Origin of the sequence: Reyranella sp., from assembly GCF_052439685.1 — a bacterium.
Lineage (GTDB): Bacteria > Pseudomonadota > Alphaproteobacteria > Reyranellales > Reyranellaceae > Reyranella.
The window spans coordinates 53,317-69,504 of the sequence record NZ_JBQVQG010000004.1 but is presented as its reverse complement, the minus strand read 5'-3'; the positions used below and the strand labels follow the sequence as shown (position 1 = coordinate 69,504).

17 protein-coding genes are annotated in these 16,188 nt (G+C 67.3%); 9 read left to right on the top strand and 8 right to left on the bottom strand.

Translation table 11 applies throughout. From position 1 onward, the window contains the following. Window positions 1-6: 6 nt before the first annotated feature. From ACT6UX_RS07310 to rpmB, 5 genes are all read left to right on the top strand, one after another. Window positions 7-1,875, top strand: a complete 1,869-nt coding sequence (locus ACT6UX_RS07310; RefSeq protein ID WP_444774486.1) for an ABCB family ABC transporter ATP-binding protein/permease — start codon at window positions 7-9, stop codon at window positions 1,873-1,875. Next, window positions 1,862-3,019: an MFS transporter gene (locus ACT6UX_RS07305; protein ID WP_444774485.1), complete on the top strand. Its 1,158-nt coding sequence runs from the start codon at window positions 1,862-1,864 to the stop codon at window positions 3,017-3,019. The genes ACT6UX_RS07310 and ACT6UX_RS07305 overlap by 14 nt, the downstream gene beginning before the upstream one ends. Before the next feature lie 15 nt (window positions 3,020-3,034). Next, window positions 3,035-4,033 (top strand): methylmalonyl Co-A mutase-associated GTPase MeaB, encoded by a 999-nt coding sequence (gene meaB / locus ACT6UX_RS07300; protein ID WP_444774484.1) that lies wholly within the window; start codon window positions 3,035-3,037, stop codon window positions 4,031-4,033. Beyond that, complete coding sequence (locus ACT6UX_RS07295) at window positions 4,023-4,505, top strand: YcgN family cysteine cluster protein (RefSeq protein ID WP_444774483.1); 483 nt, start codon at window positions 4,023-4,025, stop codon at window positions 4,503-4,505. The genes meaB and ACT6UX_RS07295 overlap by 11 nt, the downstream gene beginning before the upstream one ends. A gap of 75 nt (window positions 4,506-4,580) precedes the next feature. Further along, complete coding sequence (rpmB, locus tag ACT6UX_RS07290) at window positions 4,581-4,889, top strand: 50S ribosomal protein L28 (RefSeq protein ID WP_444774482.1); 309 nt, start codon at window positions 4,581-4,583, stop codon at window positions 4,887-4,889. A 348-nt stretch (window positions 4,890-5,237) separates the two neighbouring features. On the opposite strand, the gene ACT6UX_RS07285 is transcribed toward rpmB, so the two are convergent. The 4 genes from ACT6UX_RS07285 to ACT6UX_RS07270 form a co-directional block, all read right to left on the bottom strand. Next, a complete protein-coding gene (locus ACT6UX_RS07285) occupies window positions 5,238-6,233 on the bottom strand; it encodes an esterase-like activity of phytase family protein (RefSeq protein WP_444774481.1) in 996 nt (331 codons plus the stop codon). An 18-nt stretch (window positions 6,234-6,251) separates the two neighbouring features. Beyond that, window positions 6,252-8,165, bottom strand: a complete 1,914-nt coding sequence (gene cobT / locus ACT6UX_RS07280) for a cobaltochelatase subunit CobT (protein WP_444774480.1) — start codon at window positions 8,163-8,165, stop codon at window positions 6,252-6,254. An 18-nt stretch (window positions 8,166-8,183) separates the two neighbouring features. Next, window positions 8,184-9,188 carry a cobaltochelatase subunit CobS gene (gene cobS, locus ACT6UX_RS07275; protein WP_444774479.1) on the bottom strand — a complete coding sequence of 335 codons (1,005 nt, stop codon included), beginning with the start codon at window positions 9,186-9,188 and terminating at the stop codon, window positions 8,184-8,186. A gap of 112 nt (window positions 9,189-9,300) precedes the next feature. Beyond that, the gene (locus ACT6UX_RS07270) at window positions 9,301-9,858 is read right to left on the bottom strand and encodes a J domain-containing protein (protein WP_444774478.1); all 558 of its coding nucleotides are present in this window, start codon (window positions 9,856-9,858) and stop codon (window positions 9,301-9,303) included. 70 nt (window positions 9,859-9,928) lie between these two features. Between ACT6UX_RS07270 and ACT6UX_RS07265 the strand changes: the two genes are divergently transcribed. Next, window positions 9,929-10,216 carry a BolA family protein gene (locus tag ACT6UX_RS07265; protein ID WP_444774477.1) on the top strand — a complete coding sequence of 96 codons (288 nt, stop codon included), beginning with the start codon at window positions 9,929-9,931 and terminating at the stop codon, window positions 10,214-10,216. Here the strand turns inward: ACT6UX_RS07265 and ACT6UX_RS07260 are convergent. Genes ACT6UX_RS07260 through ACT6UX_RS07245 form a run of 4 tightly spaced genes read right to left on the bottom strand, consistent with a single transcriptional unit; the run spans window position 10,213 to window position 13,924 of the window. Further along, window positions 10,213-10,866, bottom strand: coding sequence for a DUF2889 domain-containing protein (locus ACT6UX_RS07260; RefSeq protein ID WP_444774476.1), 654 nt, complete (start codon window positions 10,864-10,866; stop codon window positions 10,213-10,215). The genes ACT6UX_RS07265 and ACT6UX_RS07260 overlap by 4 nt on opposite strands. Before the next feature lie 28 nt (window positions 10,867-10,894). After that, window positions 10,895-12,199, bottom strand: a complete 1,305-nt coding sequence (locus ACT6UX_RS07255) for an HlyC/CorC family transporter (protein ID WP_444774475.1) — start codon at window positions 12,197-12,199, stop codon at window positions 10,895-10,897. Between the two features lie 7 nt (window positions 12,200-12,206). Beyond that, complete coding sequence (gene aroB, locus ACT6UX_RS07250) at window positions 12,207-13,334, bottom strand: 3-dehydroquinate synthase (RefSeq protein WP_444774474.1); 1,128 nt, start codon at window positions 13,332-13,334, stop codon at window positions 12,207-12,209. Beyond that, complete coding sequence (locus tag ACT6UX_RS07245) at window positions 13,331-13,924, bottom strand: shikimate kinase (protein WP_444774473.1); 594 nt, start codon at window positions 13,922-13,924, stop codon at window positions 13,331-13,333. Before ACT6UX_RS07245 ends, aroB begins: the two co-directional genes overlap by 4 nt. 128 nt (window positions 13,925-14,052) lie before the next feature. Here ACT6UX_RS07245 and ACT6UX_RS07240 point away from each other — a divergent pair, with 128 nt between their 5' ends. Genes ACT6UX_RS07240 through ACT6UX_RS07230 form a run of 3 tightly spaced genes read left to right on the top strand, consistent with a single transcriptional unit; the run spans window position 14,053 to window position 16,185 of the window. Next, window positions 14,053-14,199 (top strand): hypothetical protein, encoded by a 147-nt coding sequence (locus ACT6UX_RS07240; protein WP_444774472.1) that lies wholly within the window; start codon window positions 14,053-14,055, stop codon window positions 14,197-14,199. Between the two features lie 57 nt (window positions 14,200-14,256). Next, on the top strand, window positions 14,257-15,198 hold the full coding sequence (xerD, locus tag ACT6UX_RS07235) for a site-specific tyrosine recombinase XerD (RefSeq protein ID WP_444774471.1): 942 nt from the start codon (window positions 14,257-14,259) through the stop codon (window positions 15,196-15,198). A 33-nt stretch (window positions 15,199-15,231) separates the two neighbouring features. Further along, complete coding sequence (locus ACT6UX_RS07230) at window positions 15,232-16,185, top strand: acetyl-CoA carboxylase carboxyltransferase subunit alpha (protein ID WP_444774470.1); 954 nt, start codon at window positions 15,232-15,234, stop codon at window positions 16,183-16,185. The last annotated feature ends 3 nt before the right edge of the window (window positions 16,186-16,188 follow it).

Genomic DNA, 16,188 nt, shown 5'->3' with positions numbered 1-16,188 from the left:
TCGTTCATGTCGAATCCAGGCCCTGACGGCATTCCCAAGGTGGACGGACCCCGCGCGTGGGGCGTCATCAAAATTCTCGGGCGCCATTTGTGGCCGAAGAATGAACTGGCGCTCCGCGTACGGGTCGCAATCGCCCTGGTGCTGCTGGTGGTGGCCAAAGTCACGAACGTCTACGTCCCGCTTCTCTACAAGGACGCGGTGGATGCGCTGGGGACACAGGCCGCCCAGGCGGTCGCGGTGCCGATCGCCCTGATCGTCGCCTACGGCTTCGCGCGCGTGGCCGCGCAGGCCTTCGGCGAAATTCGGGACGCCATTTTTGCCCCGGTGGCCCAGCGGGCGATCCGCAACCTGGCGCTCGAAGTGTTCGGACATCTCCATGCGCTGTCGCTGCGGTTCCATCTCGAGCGGCAGACGGGCGGCATCAGTCGCGTCATCGAGCGCGGCACGCAGGGCATGGATTTCCTGATCCGCTTCACGACCTTCAACATCCTGCCGACGCTGTTCGAGATCATGCTGGTCGGCGGCATCCTGTGGAGCCTCTACGACTGGCGCTTCTCCGTCGTGACGCTGGTCGTGGTCGGCGTCTACATCGTCTTCTCGATCGTCTTCTCGGAATGGCGCATCAAGTTCGTGCGCTCGATGAACGAAGCCGACACCGAGGCGAATGCCAAGGCGATCGACAGCCTGCTGAACTTCGAGACCGTGAAGTATTTCGGCAACGAGCCGCACGAGGCAAGGCGCTACGATGTCGGCCGCCGGCGCTACGAGGATGCCGCGATCCGCTCCAGCCGCACGCTCTCGCTGCTCAACATCGGACAGGGAGCCATCATCTCCGTGGGCCTCGTCGCCGTGATGGCGATGGCGGGCCAGGGCGTGATCGCCGGCACGATGACGATCGGTGACTTCGTGGCGGTCAACGCCTTCCTGATCCAGCTCTACATGCCGCTCAACATGCTGGGCTTCGCCTATCGCGAAATCCGCAATGCGCTCGTGAACATGGAGAAGATGTTCGGCCTGCTCGACGTGCCGGCCGAGATCGCCGACAAGCCGGGCGCGCCACCGCTCGCCGTCGCCGGGGCTGAGATCGTGTTCGACCATGTCGACTTCTGCTACGAGCCGTCGCGGCCGATCCTGCACGATGTCAGCTTTCGCGTGGCGCCGGGCCATACGGTGGCCATCGTCGGCTCGAGCGGCGCCGGCAAGTCGACCGTTTCGCGCATCCTGTTCCGCTTCTACGACGTGTCGGCCGGCCATGTGCGCATCGACGGCCAGGACATTCGCGACGTCCAGCAGGCCAGCCTGCGCGCCGCGATCGGCGTCGTGCCGCAGGACACGGTGCTGTTCAACGACACGATCTACTACAACATCGCCTACGGAAGGCCCGGCGCCAGCCGCGAGGAGGTCGAAGAGGCCGCCCGCCTCGCGCGCATCCACGATTTCATCGTGGCCCTGCCGCAGGGCTACGAGGCCACGGTGGGCGAGCGCGGGCTGAAACTCTCGGGCGGCGAGAAGCAGCGCGTGGCGATCGCGCGGACGATCCTCAAGAATCCGCGCATCCTGCTGTTCGACGAGGCGACCAGCGCGCTCGATACCCGCACCGAGCAGGAAATCCAGCGCTCGTTGGAAGAGGTCAGCCGTGGCCGAACCACGGTGATCATCGCCCATCGCCTGTCGACCATCATCAACGCCGACGAGATCATCGTCCTCGATCGCGGCCGTGTCGCCGAGCGCGGGCGGCATGGCGACCTGCTGGCCCGCAACGGGCTCTACGCCGACATGTGGCGCCGCCAGCAGGAGGCCGCCGCCGCGGCCGAGCGCCGCGTCGAGGAGCCGGCCTCGTACCGTGCCGAAGGGCATCTGCGTGTCGGCGACTAGCACGCCTGCCACCGGCCCCTGGCGCTCCCTCGTTCCCGTCTTCGCCGCCTGCGCCGCCATCGGCCTGCAGTCGGGTGCGGCGATGCCGCTCGTGCCGCTCGCCCTGGAGCGGCGGGGCGAGGACAATCTCACCATCGGCATCATCGCCGCGGGCTGGGCGATCGGCATGCTCACCACCGGGCCGTACATTCCGCGGCTGGCCGCCCGGTTCGGCGCCGTGCCGCTCATCCTGGCCGCCGTCCTGGCGGGCTCCCTGTGTACGGTCGGCTATACGCTGATCACGGATCCGGTCGCCTGGTTCGCACTCACCTTCGTGCACGGCGCGGTCGGCGGCGTGCCGTGGGTCGTGAGCGAGATCTGGATGAACCTCGTCGTCGAGGAGAAGCGACGCGGCCGGGTCATGGCGATCTATGCCGCGATGTTTGCGGGCGGCATGGCGCTGGGACCCTTCGTGTTGCAGGTCGTCGGGGTCTACGGGCCGGTGCCGTTCCTGACCTGCGCCGGGCTCGCCCTGCTGGTCGCGCTGCCGCTGTTGCCCTACCGGTACCGGGCGCCGGCGATCCGGCATCACGCCGACAGCGGCTACGGCAGGATCTTCCTGGCGGCGCCGCTCGCCATGCTCGCGGCCTTTGCCGGTGGCCTCGGCGAGCAGGTCGCCTTCAGCTTCCTGCCGGTCTATGCGGTCAGTGCCGGCGTGGCGCCGGAGACCGGTGCGCTATGGCTTTCGGCCTTCGTGGTCGGCAACGTGGCCCTGCAATGGCCGATCGGCTGGCTGGCCGACCATTTCGACCGGCGGGGCGTGCTGGCGGGCCTCGCAATGGTCAGTGCGGCGCTGGTGATCGGCCTCACCTTCGTGCCGGCGCAGTCGCTCTCCATCGTGGGCGTCATCATGCTGTGGGGCGGCATCTCGTTCGCCATCTATCCGGTCGGCCTGGCGCTGCTCGGCCAGCGCTTCAACGGCGGCGACATCGCCCGCGCGAATACCGCCTTCAGCCTGATCTACGTCGTGGGCGGGCTGGTCGGCCGGCCGCTGACGGGGGCGGCCATGGATGCGGTCGGCGAGCCCGGCCTCGGCTGGACGCTGGGCTTTTTCTACGCGATCGCCACGGTGGGCGCCTTGCTGGCAATGCGCCGCCGCGGCTGATAAGGCTGGTTGCCGATGAATGCGTCCGCAGCGATTTCCGGCGAGTCGGCCGACCCCCTTCTTGCGCCCCTGCTGGCAGGCAACCGGCGTGCGCTGGCACAGGCCATCACCCTGATCGAATCGACCCGCAGCGACCACCGGGCGCGCGCCGATGCGCTGCTCGCCGAGGTGCTGCCGCATAGCGGCAAGTCGGTGCGGCTCGGCATCACCGGCGTGCCCGGCGTCGGCAAATCGACCCTGATCGAACGGTTCGGCCTGTCGCTGCTGGACCGCGGCCGGTCGCTCGCCGTGCTGGCGATCGATCCCTCGTCCAAGCGCGGCGGCGGCTCGATCCTCGGCGACAAGACGCGCATGGAAGAGCTGTCGCGCCGTCCCGCCGCCTTCATCCGGCCGTCCCCGGCGGGAATCACCCTGGGCGGCGTGGCGCGGCGCACGCGCGAGACGATGCTGCTGGTGGAAGCCGCCGGCTTCGACACGGTGATCGTCGAGACGGTGGGGGTCGGCCAGTCCGAGACGGCCGTCTCGGACATGGTCGACATGTTCATCGTGCTGCTGCTGCCGGCCGGCGGCGACGACCTGCAGGGCATCAAGCGCGGCGTGATCGAGCTCGCCGACCTGATCGTGGTCAACAAGGCCGACGGCGATCTCAAGGCAACCGCCCGGCGCTCGGCCGCCGACTACCAGCATGCGCTGCGCATGCTGCGCTCGCCGACCCCCGGATGGACGCCCGAGGTCACCACCAGTTCGGCCCAGACGGGCGAGGGCATTCTCGAAATCTGGGACGTCGTCGAGCGCTTCAACACGGCTGTGGGTGAGACGGGAATCCAGAAGCGCCGGGCCGAGCAGGCGCGGGCGTGGATGTGGAACGAGGTCGGCGAAACCCTGCTGGCGGAGCTGAAGGGCCATCCCGAGGTCCGGCGGCGGGTGGGCGCGCTGGAGCGTGAGGTCGAGGCCGGCCGTCTGACTCCCGCCGCGGCGGCAAGGTCCATGCTACAAGCCTTCCATGGCCGCTAAATCCTTTCTGAAGCGCGCACGTCGTGCCGCCGAGGCCCAGAAGGAACCCTTCTGGAAGCGCAAGACCCTCGGGGAGATGAACCAGCAGGAGTGGGAATCGCTCTGCGACGGCTGCGGCATGTGCTGCGTCAACAAGCTGGAATACGAAGGCACGGGCGAGCTCGCCCAGACCGACACCTGCTGTCGGCTGCTGGATCCCAAGACGGCGCTCTGCAAGGACTACAAGAACCGCAAGAAGATCGTGCCTGAGTGCATCCAGCTGACCCCAAAGGTGGTGGCCAAGATGGATTGGCTCCCAAGGACTTGTGGCTATCGGCTTGTCCACCTCAAGCAGGACCTCTACTGGTGGCACCCCCTGATCTCGGGTGACCCGAACACCGTGCACGAGGCGGGAATCTCTGCCCGGGGGCGGGTGATCCCCGAGGACCAGGTCGACGACATCAGCGAAAGAGTGGTGGACTGGTTCGCTTGACGGGCACCGTCTGGGCCCGTAAAAAGCCGGCCTTCCCGCCCTCCGGCGGGATCGTTTTTTTTAGCGGATATCGCCATGCCTCGTCGTTGCGCCCTGTCGGGCAAGGCCGTCCAGTACGGCAACAATGTGAGCCACGCCAACAACAAGTCGAAGCGCCGGTTCATGTCGAACCTCCAGGTCGCTTCGGTCCTGTCGGAGGCGCTGGGTCATTCAGTGCGTATGCGCTTGACGCCGCGTGGCATCAAGACGATCGAGCATAATGGCGGCATCGACGCCTATCTGCTCGGCACGAACGACAGCAAGCTCTCGCCCGAGATGAAGGTGCTGAAGCGCCGCGTCGTGTCGGCCAAGGGCAAGAAGGACGCGAAGCAGGCTGCGGCTTAGGGCTGAGCGAAGCTCAGCCCCGTGAGCGACAGGACATTGTCTGCAATGTCCGAGAGCGCCGAAGGACGAACGACCGCGCCATGACCCCATCGCCCCGTATGACGGGGCACTTTCCTATTTGAATGGGGAAGGGGATGACCATTCGTCATTGGGGCGGCGCTGTCGTCGTTGTGCTTCAAATTGACCACACCACCTCATCCTGAGGAGCGCGCCATAGGCGTGCGTCTCGAAGGATGGGCAAAGGACGTGGTGCTCGTGCCCACCCTTCGAGACGCTCACTGCGTTCGCTCCTCAGGGTGAGGTCGTTGTTGGAAAGTCTGTTCTGATTCGAGTGAAGTCAGAAAGACTCTAACGCGCCAATTCGAACAGCATCAGAATATTGCGCTGAAGCGGGTTGAAGTTGTCGTCCGACATCAGCCACAGCAGCGTTTCGCCCTTGGCGCCGCGTGTGGCCGCCAGCCCTTCGAGATTGTCGACGGCGTAGGGTGAGGCGAGGCGCGCCAGCTCGTCGGGCTTCACGGTCGCACCGGGTTTGAGCTGGGCGGCTTCGAATCGCATCACCCGGACGCGCACCCCGCGCACCATGTCGAAAGCCCGCTCCAAGGTGGCGAAGGAGCCGTCCGGCAGGACCGCGAGCGCGGTCGGCTTGTAATCGGGGATGGTGGCGTAGGCGAAAGCGCTCCAGGCATAGCGGCCGCCCGCCTCGGGCTTGCCGATCCATCCCGTCACCGTATCGGCCTGCCGGCTGTATTCCTCGCTGATCGCGATCACCGTGCCGTCCGGGAGGGCGGTCATCGCCTCGATGCCGCCGTTGGCGGGTTGGCGACCGATATCGGCGGGGCCTTCGACCGGGAGCGGTGTCTCCGTCAGTGTCCGATAGCGCCACAGCCGGTGCCGGCGCTCGAAGGCCACCAGCCACGATCCGTCGGGCAGGCGCGCGAACGCCTCCGCATCGGCTTCGGCCTTGCTCTCGATCGGCTTGCCGTCGAGGCCGCGCAGCTGACCCATCCGCGCATCACTCAGGCCCACCAGGGTGCCGTTGGCGTCGAAGCGGGGCGTGGCGATCAGCCAGGCGCCCTCGTCGGAGATCGAGGTGAGGGTGCGGTTGTCCGGCGTGACGTGCAGATCCGACAGGCCCCCGAAATTGCGCAGGTTGGCGCGCATCTCGATCCCGCCGCGCCACACGAGGCGGCCGACCTTCGTCGCCTTGGGCTCGTCGATCTTGAGCGTGAGCGGCGAACTCTCGATGGTGACAGGCTGTTCCTGCGCGCCGGCCGGCGGCGGCGAGATGCCGGCGCAGGCCGCGACGAGCAGGCAGAGCGTGAGAAGGACGCGGTTCGCCACCGGAGGCAGACGCGAGACCTAGGCCGCGCGCTTGCCGGTCTTGCCGCCCTTGCCGGGCTGCTTGCCCGAGCCGCGGGCGGCGCGCGTGTCCTTCTTGTCGTCGTCGTCGAACAGGGAGGCGAGCTGCTCCATCATCGTGCCGCCCAGCTGGTCGGCGTCGACGATGGTGACGGCGCGGCGATAGTAGCGCGTGACGTCATGGCCGATGCCGATGGCGACCAGTTCGACCGGCGAACGCGTCTCGATCCAGTCGATGACGTCGCGCAGATGCCGCTCGAGATAGTTGCCGGGATTGACCGACAGGGTGGAATCGTCGACCGGCGCGCCGTCGGAGATCACCATCATGATCTTGCGCTCTTCGGGGCGCGGCAGCAGGCGGCTATGCGCCCACAGCAGCGCCTCGCCGTCGATGTTCTCCTTGAGGATGCCCTCGCGCAGCATCAGGCCCAGGTTCTTGCGGGCGCGGCGCCACGGCGCATCGGCCGGCTTGTAGACGATGTGGCGCAGGTCGTTGAGGCGGCCCGGGTTGGCCGGCTTGCCGGCGGCGAGCCACTGCTCGCGACTCTGGCCGCCCTTCCAGGCGCGAGTCGTGAAGCCCAGGATCTCGACCTTCACGCCGCACCGTTCGAGGGTGCGGGCGAGGATGTCGGCGCTCATCGCCGCCACGGTGATCGGCCGGCCGCGCATCGAGCCCGAATTATCGATCAGCAGCGACACCACCGTGTCGCGGAAGTTGGTGTCGCGCTCGGTCTTGAACGACAGCGCATGCATCGGGTTGGTGACGACGCGGGTGAGGCGCGCGGCGTCGAGGATGCCCTCGTCGAGGTCGAACTCCCAGGCGCGGTTCTGCTGCGCCATCAGGCGGCGCTGCAGGCGATTGGCGAGCTTGCCGATCACGCCCTGAAGGTGCGCCAGTTGCTGGTCGAGGTGGTTGCGCAGGCGGCCGAGTTCCTCGGCGTCGCACAGGGCGTCGGCCTCGACGATCTCGTCGAACTTGTTGGAATAGGCGTGATACTGCTGGCCTGCGGGCTCGTTGCTGAGCGCTCCCGGCGGCAGCCACGGACGCTCGGCGCGGCCCGGCTCCTCCTCGTCGCCCGAGCCCATCTGCATCTCGGTCTGGGCCTGGTCGGCGGCGGTCTCGGAGGCGTCGTCCTGCTCGGAGGCGTCCTCGGTCTCCTCGCCCTGGGCGCCATAGCCCTGGGTCTCGCTCGAATCGCTCTGGTCGTCGCCGGTCTCGTTCGACTGACCGTCGGCGTTCTCCTGGTCCTGCGAGTCCTCGTTGTCGTCGTCCTGCAGCTCGGCGGTCTCATCGCCCAGCTTGAGGTCGCGGATGAGCTGGCGGGCGGCGCGGGCGAAGGATTCCTGGTTGGTGAGCGAATCGCGCAGCTTCTGGAAGTCGCGGCCGGCGGCGCTTTCGATGTCGGCGCGCCACATGTCGACCATCGCCTTGGCCGATTCGGGGGGCGCCGCGCCGAGCAGCTGCTCGCGGGCGATCAGACCGATCACGTCGGCGATCGGCGCGTCCTCCTTGGTCTTGATACGGGCATGGCCGCGCTGGTCGGAGCGCTGGCGCCACAGGGCGGAAAGATTGTCGGCGACGCCGACCATCTTGCGGGCGCCCAGCGCCTCGACCCGGACCTGCTCGACGGCCTCGAAGATCGCGCGCGCCGCCTCGCCGCGGGGCACGCGGCGCAGATGGGTCTTGCGGTCGTGATGGCGCAGCTTCAGCGCCATCGAATCGGCCTCGCCGCGGACGCGGCTCACATCCTCGGCCGGCAGGTCGCGCGCCGGCACGGTGATGCGGGCCTCCTGGCCCAGCAGCGAACCGCCATCGGGAACGAAGGCTACGTTCACTTCCTTGTGCGACACCGCCCGCATTGTGGTGGCGGTGACGCGACGAAACTCCTCGAGGGGAGTGGAGTCCTTGGCCATGCGGCCCTCTTTACTAACTTAGTGCAGCTTGCCGCCCTTGCCGCTCGTCGCCGGCAATTCCTTGCCGAAGCAGCGCTGATAGTACTCGGCGAGCGTGCTGCGCTCGACCTCGTCGCACTTGTTCAGGAAGGTAAGACGGAAGGCAAAGCCCACGTCGCCCCCGAAGATGCGCGCATTTTCGGCCCAGGTGATCACCGTACGCGGCGACATGACGGTCGAGATGTCGCCGGCGATGAAGCCCGCGCGCGTCAGCTCGGCCAGGGCCACCATGGCGGCGATGGTCTTGCGGCCTTCCTCGCTGTTGTAGTGCGGCGTCTTGGCGGCGACGATGTTCACTTCCTGCTCGTGCGGCAGGTAGTTCAGCGTCGTCACGATCGACCAGCGGTCCATCTGGCCCTGATTGATCTGCTGGGTGCCGTGATAGAGGCCCGTCGTGTCGCCGAGGCCGACCGTGTTGGCGGTCGAGAACAGGCGGAACGCCGGATGCGGATGGATGACCTTGTTCTGGTCGAGCAGGGTGAGCTTGCCGTCGACCTCGAGCACGCGCTGGATCACGAACATGACGTCGGCGCGGCCGGCATCATATTCGTCGAACACCAGGGCCGTCGGGTTCTGCAGCGCCCACGGCAGGATGCCCTCACGGAACTCGGTCACCTGCTTGCCGTCGCGCAGGACGATGGCGTCCTTGCCGATCAGGTCGATGCGCGAGATGTGGCTGTCAAGGTTGACGCGGAGGCAGGGCCAGTTGAGGCGGGACGCGACCTGCTCGATGTGGGTCGACTTGCCGGTGCCGTGATAGCCCTGGACCATCACACGACGGTTGTGAGCGAAGCCCGCGAGGATCGCCATCGTCGTGTCGTGGTCGAACAGGTAGGCATCGTCGACTTGGGGAACATGCTCGGTCGGCGTGCTGAAAGCCGGCACTTCCATGTCGGTATCGATGCCGAAAACCTGACGCGCAGAAACCTTGATATCCGGCATGCCCGAAACATTCTGACGCGCCGCGGTCGTCGTAGAGGCCATCACACGAATTCCTACAAAACAATGCCCGCCAATTGCGGGCCAATTGATAGTCGCAGGCAGGATTGTGCACTGCAAGCGGCCAAATGCAGGAGCGGCCCCAAGCAGGGCTAAATCATTCCACGGGGAGGGATTCGCAGGCTCGCAGAGTGGAATAGGCGGCGTTGATCTCCTTGAGCTTCTCCTCGGCCTCCCGGGCGCCGCCGTTGGCGTCGGGGTGATGGAGCTTCACCAGCTCCTTGTACCGGGATTTCACGACTTTCCGGGTAAGCGGCCATGAAAGTTCGAGGACATCGAGCGCATTGCGCTCCGCCGGGGTCAGTTGTTCGCTGCCATCGTACTTCGGCGGCGGCTTCTCGCCGAGGCCAGCATCGTCGGCCAGGCCGAACGGGTCCTTTATGTGGGCGTAGGGATTGCCGTTGCGCCGGGCGCCGAGCGGCCAGACCGGCCGGCGCCAGGTCGTGTCGGCGCGGATGTGGGCCTCGATCTGATCGGAATCCAGACCGGCGAAATAATCCCACTTCTTGTTGTACTCGCGGACATGGTCGAGGCAGAACCAGCGATACTCGTCGAGCTTGTCGCGCGCGCGCGGCGCACGATATTCACCGGCGAGCCTGCAGCCCGGTGCCTCGCACACGCGCTGGTGCGGCTTCGCACCGTCCAGTGCCGCCAATGGGTTCGCTCGTCGTCGGGCCATCGGGCTAATATGTGTTCAACCAATTGAACCGGCAAGATGAGGCAAGATGGTCATGGGCAAAGTGGCGACGGCGATTGACAGCAAGCTTCGAGCGGCCTTCGCGCCGGTGCGCCTGGCCATCGAAGACGAGTCCTCCAAGCATCACGGCCATGCCGGCTGGCGCGAAGGGGGCGAGACGCATTTCCGGGTCGAGATCGTGTCGCAGGCCTTTGACGGAAAGACCCGCGTCGCCCGCCAGCGCCTCGTCTATGCCGCGCTCAAGGAAGAACTCGATGCCGGCCTGCACGCGCTGGCGATGGAAACCCTGACGCCCGCCGAAGACGGAAAGCGCTAACCTTCCATCTCCACGTCCTTGCCTTCGACGGCCGCACGGACCGCTTCGGCGTCGGGCCCGGTATAGAAGTGCGGCACCCAGCGCTTGGTGATCTCGCTGTCTGACGCCCAGGTGTGGCAGGTGTCGAGCATGTAGGGCTTGCGCCGCGGCCTGGGCGGCGCGTCGGGATCCTTCGGCGGCAGGGCGCCGGTCTTTTCGCGATGGGCCCGGTTGAGGTCCTGCGCCTTCTTGGATGAAACGGTCTGGAAGGCCGTCGTGGCCACCGGCCCCAGCAGCTCGACGATGTGCGTGCAGCCGTGGATGCCGCCCAGCCGCTCGCGCACCGCCCGGTGGAAGCCGCCGCCGATGCGCAGGCCGATCAGCTTCTTGAAGGCCGGCGCGATGTCGCCGCACATGCGGTAGGGCGACTTGTCGGTCACCGCCTCGGCATCGACGATCGTGAACTTGTGGTCGATCGTCAGGCGGATCGACATGTCGTGCACGAAGTCGCCCGGCTGCAGCGGGCCGCGCCATTCGTTGGCGTGTTCGTAGGTCTTCTCGTCGGTGATGCGGCCCTCGATGTCCCACAGCCCGTCGTCGCGGAAAAAACCCTGGCAGACGACGCGGCGCGTATGAAGGTGCTGTCGCCCGACCGGCGGCGAAAGCGGCATGGTCGTTCCTCGTTGTGTCAGGTGGAAGTCAGTTGCCTGCCTGTATGGCGGCGGGCGGCACGATCCGCAACTCGGCGACGCGGGTGCCCTCGCGCTTCAGAATTTCAAAGCGGAACCCGTAAAATGCATAGACCTGGCCCACTTCGGGGATGCGCCGTGCTTCGTGGAGCACGAGGCCCGCGATGGTCGTGGCGACACTCTCGGGCAGGCCCCAGCCGAATTCTCGGTTGAGGTCGTGGATCGGCACGTCGCCGCGGCAGACCACGCTGCCGTCGTCGCGCCGGGCCACGCCGCGACGGATCGCATCGTGCTCGTCCTCGATGTCGCCGACGATCTCCTCGATGATGTCCTCGAGCGTGACGATGCCGCGCAGCGCCCCGTATTCGTCGACCACGAGGGCAAAATGCTCGTGGCGTGCCCGGAAGGCCTCGAGCTGGTCGAACAGCACCGTGGACTCCGGGATGAACCAGGGCGGGGTCAGGATCGAATCGATCTGCACCGATTTTGGACCGCCCGCCGCATCGACGGCGCGGAACAGGTCCTTGGCGTGCATGATGCCCACCACATTGTCTGCCTCACCGCGATAGAGGGGGATGCGGGTATAAGGCGCCGCCAGCATCTGCGTGACGATCGCCTCGGTCGGCTGGTCGGCGTCGATCAGCACGACATTGCCGCGATGGGTCATGACGTCGCCCACCGTGCGATCACCCAGATCGAGCACGGAGCGCAGCATCGCCTTCTCGGCCGGCGCGCTGTCGCCGGTCTGCCCCTCGCCGTGCAGTTCGATGGCGCCGCGCAGGGCGTCGCTCTGCTCCTCGGCATCCGGCGTGCGGTCGGTGCGGACGTTCATCAGTCTGAGGAAGAAGCGCGAGACGGCCGCCACGCCGCGCGCCATCGGGCCCAGGATGGTCAGCGTCACCATGATCGAAGGCGCCAGCGCGAGGGCCACGCGGTCGGCCCGCAGCAGCGCCCAGGTCTTGGGCATGACCTCGGCGAAGATCACGATCAGCACGCCGATGGCCAGCGTCGCGTAGACCACGCCCGCCGCGCCGAACAGCGCCGTCAGCACCGCCGTCGACAGCGAGGCGGAGAAGATGTTGACCACGTTGTTGCCGAGAAGGACGGCGCTCACCGTCTCGTCCTTGCGGTCGAGCAAAGCATTCACGATGACCGCCTTCGGATTGCCCTGCAGGGCGAGGCGATGCATGCGTGGCCGCGAGGCGCCCGTGATCGCCGTCTCCGCGGCCGAGAGGTAGGCCGCCAGGAACAGGCAGACCACCACGAGGGGGATCGCGAAGGAAAGCGGGATGTCGAAATGGAGCTCGGCGTCCATACCCGGGCTAGGCCGCGATGGCGTCGTCGAGCAGGTCACGTAGCCCCGCCTCGTCGACGTCGCGGGTGACGTAGGAGCGGCCGATGCCGCGCGCGAGGACGAAGGTGAGCTTGCCGCCCTCGGCCTTCTTGTCGCCGCGCATGTGCTCGATCAGCTTCGCCGCATCCCAGGTGCGGCTGTTGTCGCCGCCGATCGTGCGTAGCCGGACCGGCAGGCCGACGGCGCCGAGGTGCCGTCGCACGCGCTCTGCATCCTCGGGCGGACAGAGACCCAGCCGGGCCGACAGGTCGAAGGCCATCGCCATGCCGGCGCCGACGGCCTCGCCGTGCAACAGCGTCCCACCGAAACCGGTCTCGGCCTCCAGCGCATGGCCGAACGTATGGCCGAGGTTGAGCAGCGCGCGCAGGTCCGTGGTCTCGCGCTCGTCGGCCGCCACGATGCGCGCCTTGGACAGGCAGCTCTGCTCGATCGCGTAGGTGCGCGCCGCGGCATCGCCGGCCAGCACGGCCTCACCGTTCTTCTCGCACCAGGCGAAGAATTCCGGATCGTCGATCAACCCGTATTTCGCGACCTCGGCATAGCCCGCCAGCAGTTCGCGGCGCGGCAGCGAGTCGAGCACCGTGGTGTCGGCCAGCACCAGGCGCGGCTGGTAGAAGGCGCCGACCAGGTTCTTGCCATGGCGGGTGTTGATGCCCGTCTTGCCGCCGACCGAGGAATCCACCTGCGCCAGCAGGGTCGTCGGCACCTGGATGAAATCGACGCCGCGCAACAGGACGGCCGCGGCGAAGCCCGTGAGGTCGCCCACGACACCACCGCCCAGCGCCACCAGCGTGGTCTTGCGGTCGGGGCGCAGGTCGAGCAGCTCGTTCATCAGCCGGGCGAAGCTCGCGAAGTCCTTGCTGCTTTCGCCGGCGGGAACGGTCACCGTCCGGCTCTCGACGCCTGCCTTGGCGAAGGAAGCGGCGAGGCGCGCGCCATAGAGCGGCGCGACCGTGTCGTCGCTCACGATCGTGACCCGCGGCGCGGCCAGCAGCGGGCGCGCGAGTTCACCGGCGCGGTCGATCAGGCCGGGACCGATGGCGATGTCGTAGGCGCGGCCGGCCAGATCGACGCGGATGGTGCGGGGCGAACTCATGTCGTCTGTCCTGGTGTCTTTGCCTGCAGATAAGTGCGGATCGCCTCGATGACCTGCTCCGTCGTGCGTTCGGCCGGCTGCGCGGTCGAATCGACCACGATGTCGGCCTCGGCATAGATCGGGTAGCGCTGATGCATGAGGCGCGCGAGAATTTCCTTGGGATCGCCCTGGCGGAGCAGGGGACGGTGCGTCCGCTTCTTCACCCGATCGAACAGCACGTCGAGTTCGGCACGCAGCCAGACCGTGATCGCGCGGGTCTTCATCAGCCCCCGGGTCTCGGGATCCATATAGGCGCCACCGCCTGTCGACAGGATGCGCGGCGTCTCCTCCAGCAGGCGGCCGATCACGCGGCGCTCGCCGGCGCGGAACTCCTGCTCGCCGTATTTTTCGAAAAACTCCGAGATGCTGCAGCCGGCCGCACGCTCGATCTCGTCGTCTGCATCGACGAACGGGAGGCCGAGTCTTACCGCCAGTCGCTTGCCGATGGCGCTCTTGCCCGCGCCCATCAGCCCGACGAGGGCAACGGTTCGCGGCAAGGACAGGGGGGAAGTGGCGTCCATGTCGAGCTGCAGGCCATGGATGTCGCCCATAATGACGCGGGTTTCAAGCGACCGCTCCCCGATCTTGGCCGAGAGTGCTCTCCGCAATTGCCGCCCGGACGGCAGGCGGGTAGGTTGCCGCGGTCGTGGCCCTGTTCCGCTCCCGAAACCGATTTAGCATGCCCTCCCTGCGTCTCGGGCCTGTGATCATCGGCGCCCTCCTGACCCTGGTGATCGCCGGGTTGGTGGCCCTTGCCTTCCTCGAACCGCGGCCGCCGCTCAAGCATTTCGAGATCACGGTGCCGAATGAACGTTTTGCGCGCTGACCGCGGCGCGCTGACGGTTCGGCCGGCTTCCTCGACGATCTTGATCGCGCACGGCAGATGAAGCGCAAGCCGCCTTTCAAGCATGTCCGCGAGGCCGAGGCCTTCCTCGATATGCTGCAGGCGGAGCGCGGCGCTTCGAAGAACACGCTACTCGCCTATGCCGCCGACCTGGCCGATCTCCAGAGTTTCCTGACACGGCGCAAGCAAAGCCCGGCGACGGCGGATGCAGCGGCTTTGCGCGCCTACCTGAAGTCGCTCGATTTCGTCGGCATGACGCCGCGCACGGTCGCGCGGCGACTTTCCGTGATGCGCCAGTTCTTCCGCTTTCTGCTCGCCGAGCGGCTGCGCGACGACGATCCGGCCAGCACGCTGGATTCGCCGCGGCTCGGCCGGCCGCTGCCCAAGGTGTTGTCGCGCGAGGAGGTCGACCGCCTGATCGAGGCCGCGCGCGGCAAGGATGCCGTCGACGGTGGCCGCATGGCGACGCTGCTCGAAATTCTCTATGCCGCCGGCCTGCGCGTCTCCGAGCTGGTGAGCCTTCCTCTGTCCGCCGTCGAACGCGACCCCTCGATGCTGCTGGTCCGCGGAAAGGGCGACAAGGAGCGGCTGGTCCCGCTGTCGGACCCGGCCCGGATGGCAATCGTTGCGTGGCTGCACATGCGCCGCGGTCAGCTCGCCGAGGGCGAAACCTCGCGATTCCTCTTCCCTTCGCGCGGCCGCACCGGGCATCTGACACGACAGCGTTTCGCACAGCTCCTGAAGGAAGCGGCGCTGGGGGCGGACATCGATCCGGCGCGCGTGTCGCCTCATGTCCTGCGGCACGCCTTCGCCAGCCATCTGCTGGCCGGCGGCGCCGATCTGCGCTCGGTTCAATTGATGTTGGGCCATGCAGATATCGCGACCACCCAGATCTACACGCACGTGCTCGACGAAAAGCTGCGCTCGCTGGTCCAGGAGCATCACCCGCTGGCGCGGCGAAAGCGCCGGCCGGCCGGTTGACAGGATTCCACGACCGGGCGACACCTGCCCGCAATGACGATTTACCTCGACTTCGAGAAGCCGATCGCGGACCTCGAGGGCAAGATCGCCGAGCTTCGGCATCTTCCCAATTCCGGCGATGTCGACATCGCCGAGGAAGTCATGCGTCTTCAGGAGAAGGCGCATAAGCAGATTCGCGCGACGTACGCCAAGCTGACGCCGTGGCAGCGGGTGCAGGTTGCCCGGCATGCCGAACGGCCACACGCCCAGGCGTATATCGACCGCTTGATCACCGACTATACGCCGCTGGCCGGTGACCGCGCCTTCGGCGAGGACGCCGCCATCGTCGGTGGCATGGGCCGCCTGCAGGGTCGCAGCATCATGGTGCTGGGCCAGCAGAAGGGCGACGACACCGATTCGCGCATCAAACACAATTTCGGCATGGCGCGGCCCGAGGGCTATCGCAAGGCGCAGCGCCTGATGCGGCTGGCCGACCGGTTCAAGCTGCCGGTGCTGACCCTGGTCGACACGCCTGGCGCCTATCCCGGTATCGAGGCCGAGGCGCGTGGCCAGGCGGAGGCGATCGCCAGCTCGATCGAGACCTGCCTCGGGCTCGGCGTGCCGCTGGTCAGCGTGGTGATCGGCGAGGGCGGTTCGGGCGGTGCGCTCGCCATCGCCTCGTCGGACCGCGTCTACATGCTGGAGAACTCGGTCTACTCGGTGATCACGCCGGAGGGCTGCGCCTCGATCCTGTGGCGCAACAACGCCAACGCGCAGGACGCCGCCGAGGCGATGAAAGTCACGGCCGCCGATCTCAAGAAACTGGAAGTGATCGACGACGTGATCCCCGAGCCGATGGGCGGCGCCCATCGCGCGCCCGGCGAGACGATCGACGTCGTGGGCAAGGTCGTGGCCGAAGCGATCGCCGACCTCTCCAAGCTCGACGCCGACACGTTGCGCGAGCGCCGCCAGGACAAGTTCCTGGCGATGGGCAAGAAGGGTCTCTGACTT

Coding starts and splice junctions, on each gene's coding strand:
- ACT6UX_RS07255 (WP_444774475.1), bottom strand. CDS start 12,199: ATGGACGCCGAGCTCCATTTCGACATCCCGCTTTCCTTCGCGATCCCC.
- ACT6UX_RS07245 (WP_444774473.1), bottom strand. CDS start 13,924: ATGGGCGACATCCATGGCCTGCAGCTCGACATGGACGCCACTTCCCCC.
- rpmB (WP_444774482.1), top strand. CDS start 4,581: ATGCCTCGTCGTTGCGCCCTGTCGGGCAAGGCCGTCCAGTACGGCAAC.
- ACT6UX_RS07310 (WP_444774486.1), top strand. CDS start 7: ATGTCGAATCCAGGCCCTGACGGCATTCCCAAGGTGGACGGACCCCGC.
- aroB (WP_444774474.1), bottom strand. CDS start 13,334: ATGAGTTCGCCCCGCACCATCCGCGTCGATCTGGCCGGCCGCGCCTAC.
- cobS (WP_444774479.1), bottom strand. CDS start 9,188: ATGGCCTCTACGACGACCGCGGCGCGTCAGAATGTTTCGGGCATGCCG.
- ACT6UX_RS07260 (WP_444774476.1), bottom strand. CDS start 10,866: ATGCCGCTTTCGCCGCCGGTCGGGCGACAGCACCTTCATACGCGCCGC.
- ACT6UX_RS07240 (WP_444774472.1), top strand. CDS start 14,053: ATGCCCTCCCTGCGTCTCGGGCCTGTGATCATCGGCGCCCTCCTGACC.
- xerD (WP_444774471.1), top strand. CDS start 14,257: ATGAAGCGCAAGCCGCCTTTCAAGCATGTCCGCGAGGCCGAGGCCTTC.
- ACT6UX_RS07295 (WP_444774483.1), top strand. CDS start 4,023: ATGGCCGCTAAATCCTTTCTGAAGCGCGCACGTCGTGCCGCCGAGGCC.
- ACT6UX_RS07230 (WP_444774470.1), top strand. CDS start 15,232: ATGACGATTTACCTCGACTTCGAGAAGCCGATCGCGGACCTCGAGGGC.
- ACT6UX_RS07265 (WP_444774477.1), top strand. CDS start 9,929: ATGGTCATGGGCAAAGTGGCGACGGCGATTGACAGCAAGCTTCGAGCG.
- cobT (WP_444774480.1), bottom strand. CDS start 8,165: ATGGCCAAGGACTCCACTCCCCTCGAGGAGTTTCGTCGCGTCACCGCC.
- meaB (WP_444774484.1), top strand. CDS start 3,035: ATGAATGCGTCCGCAGCGATTTCCGGCGAGTCGGCCGACCCCCTTCTT.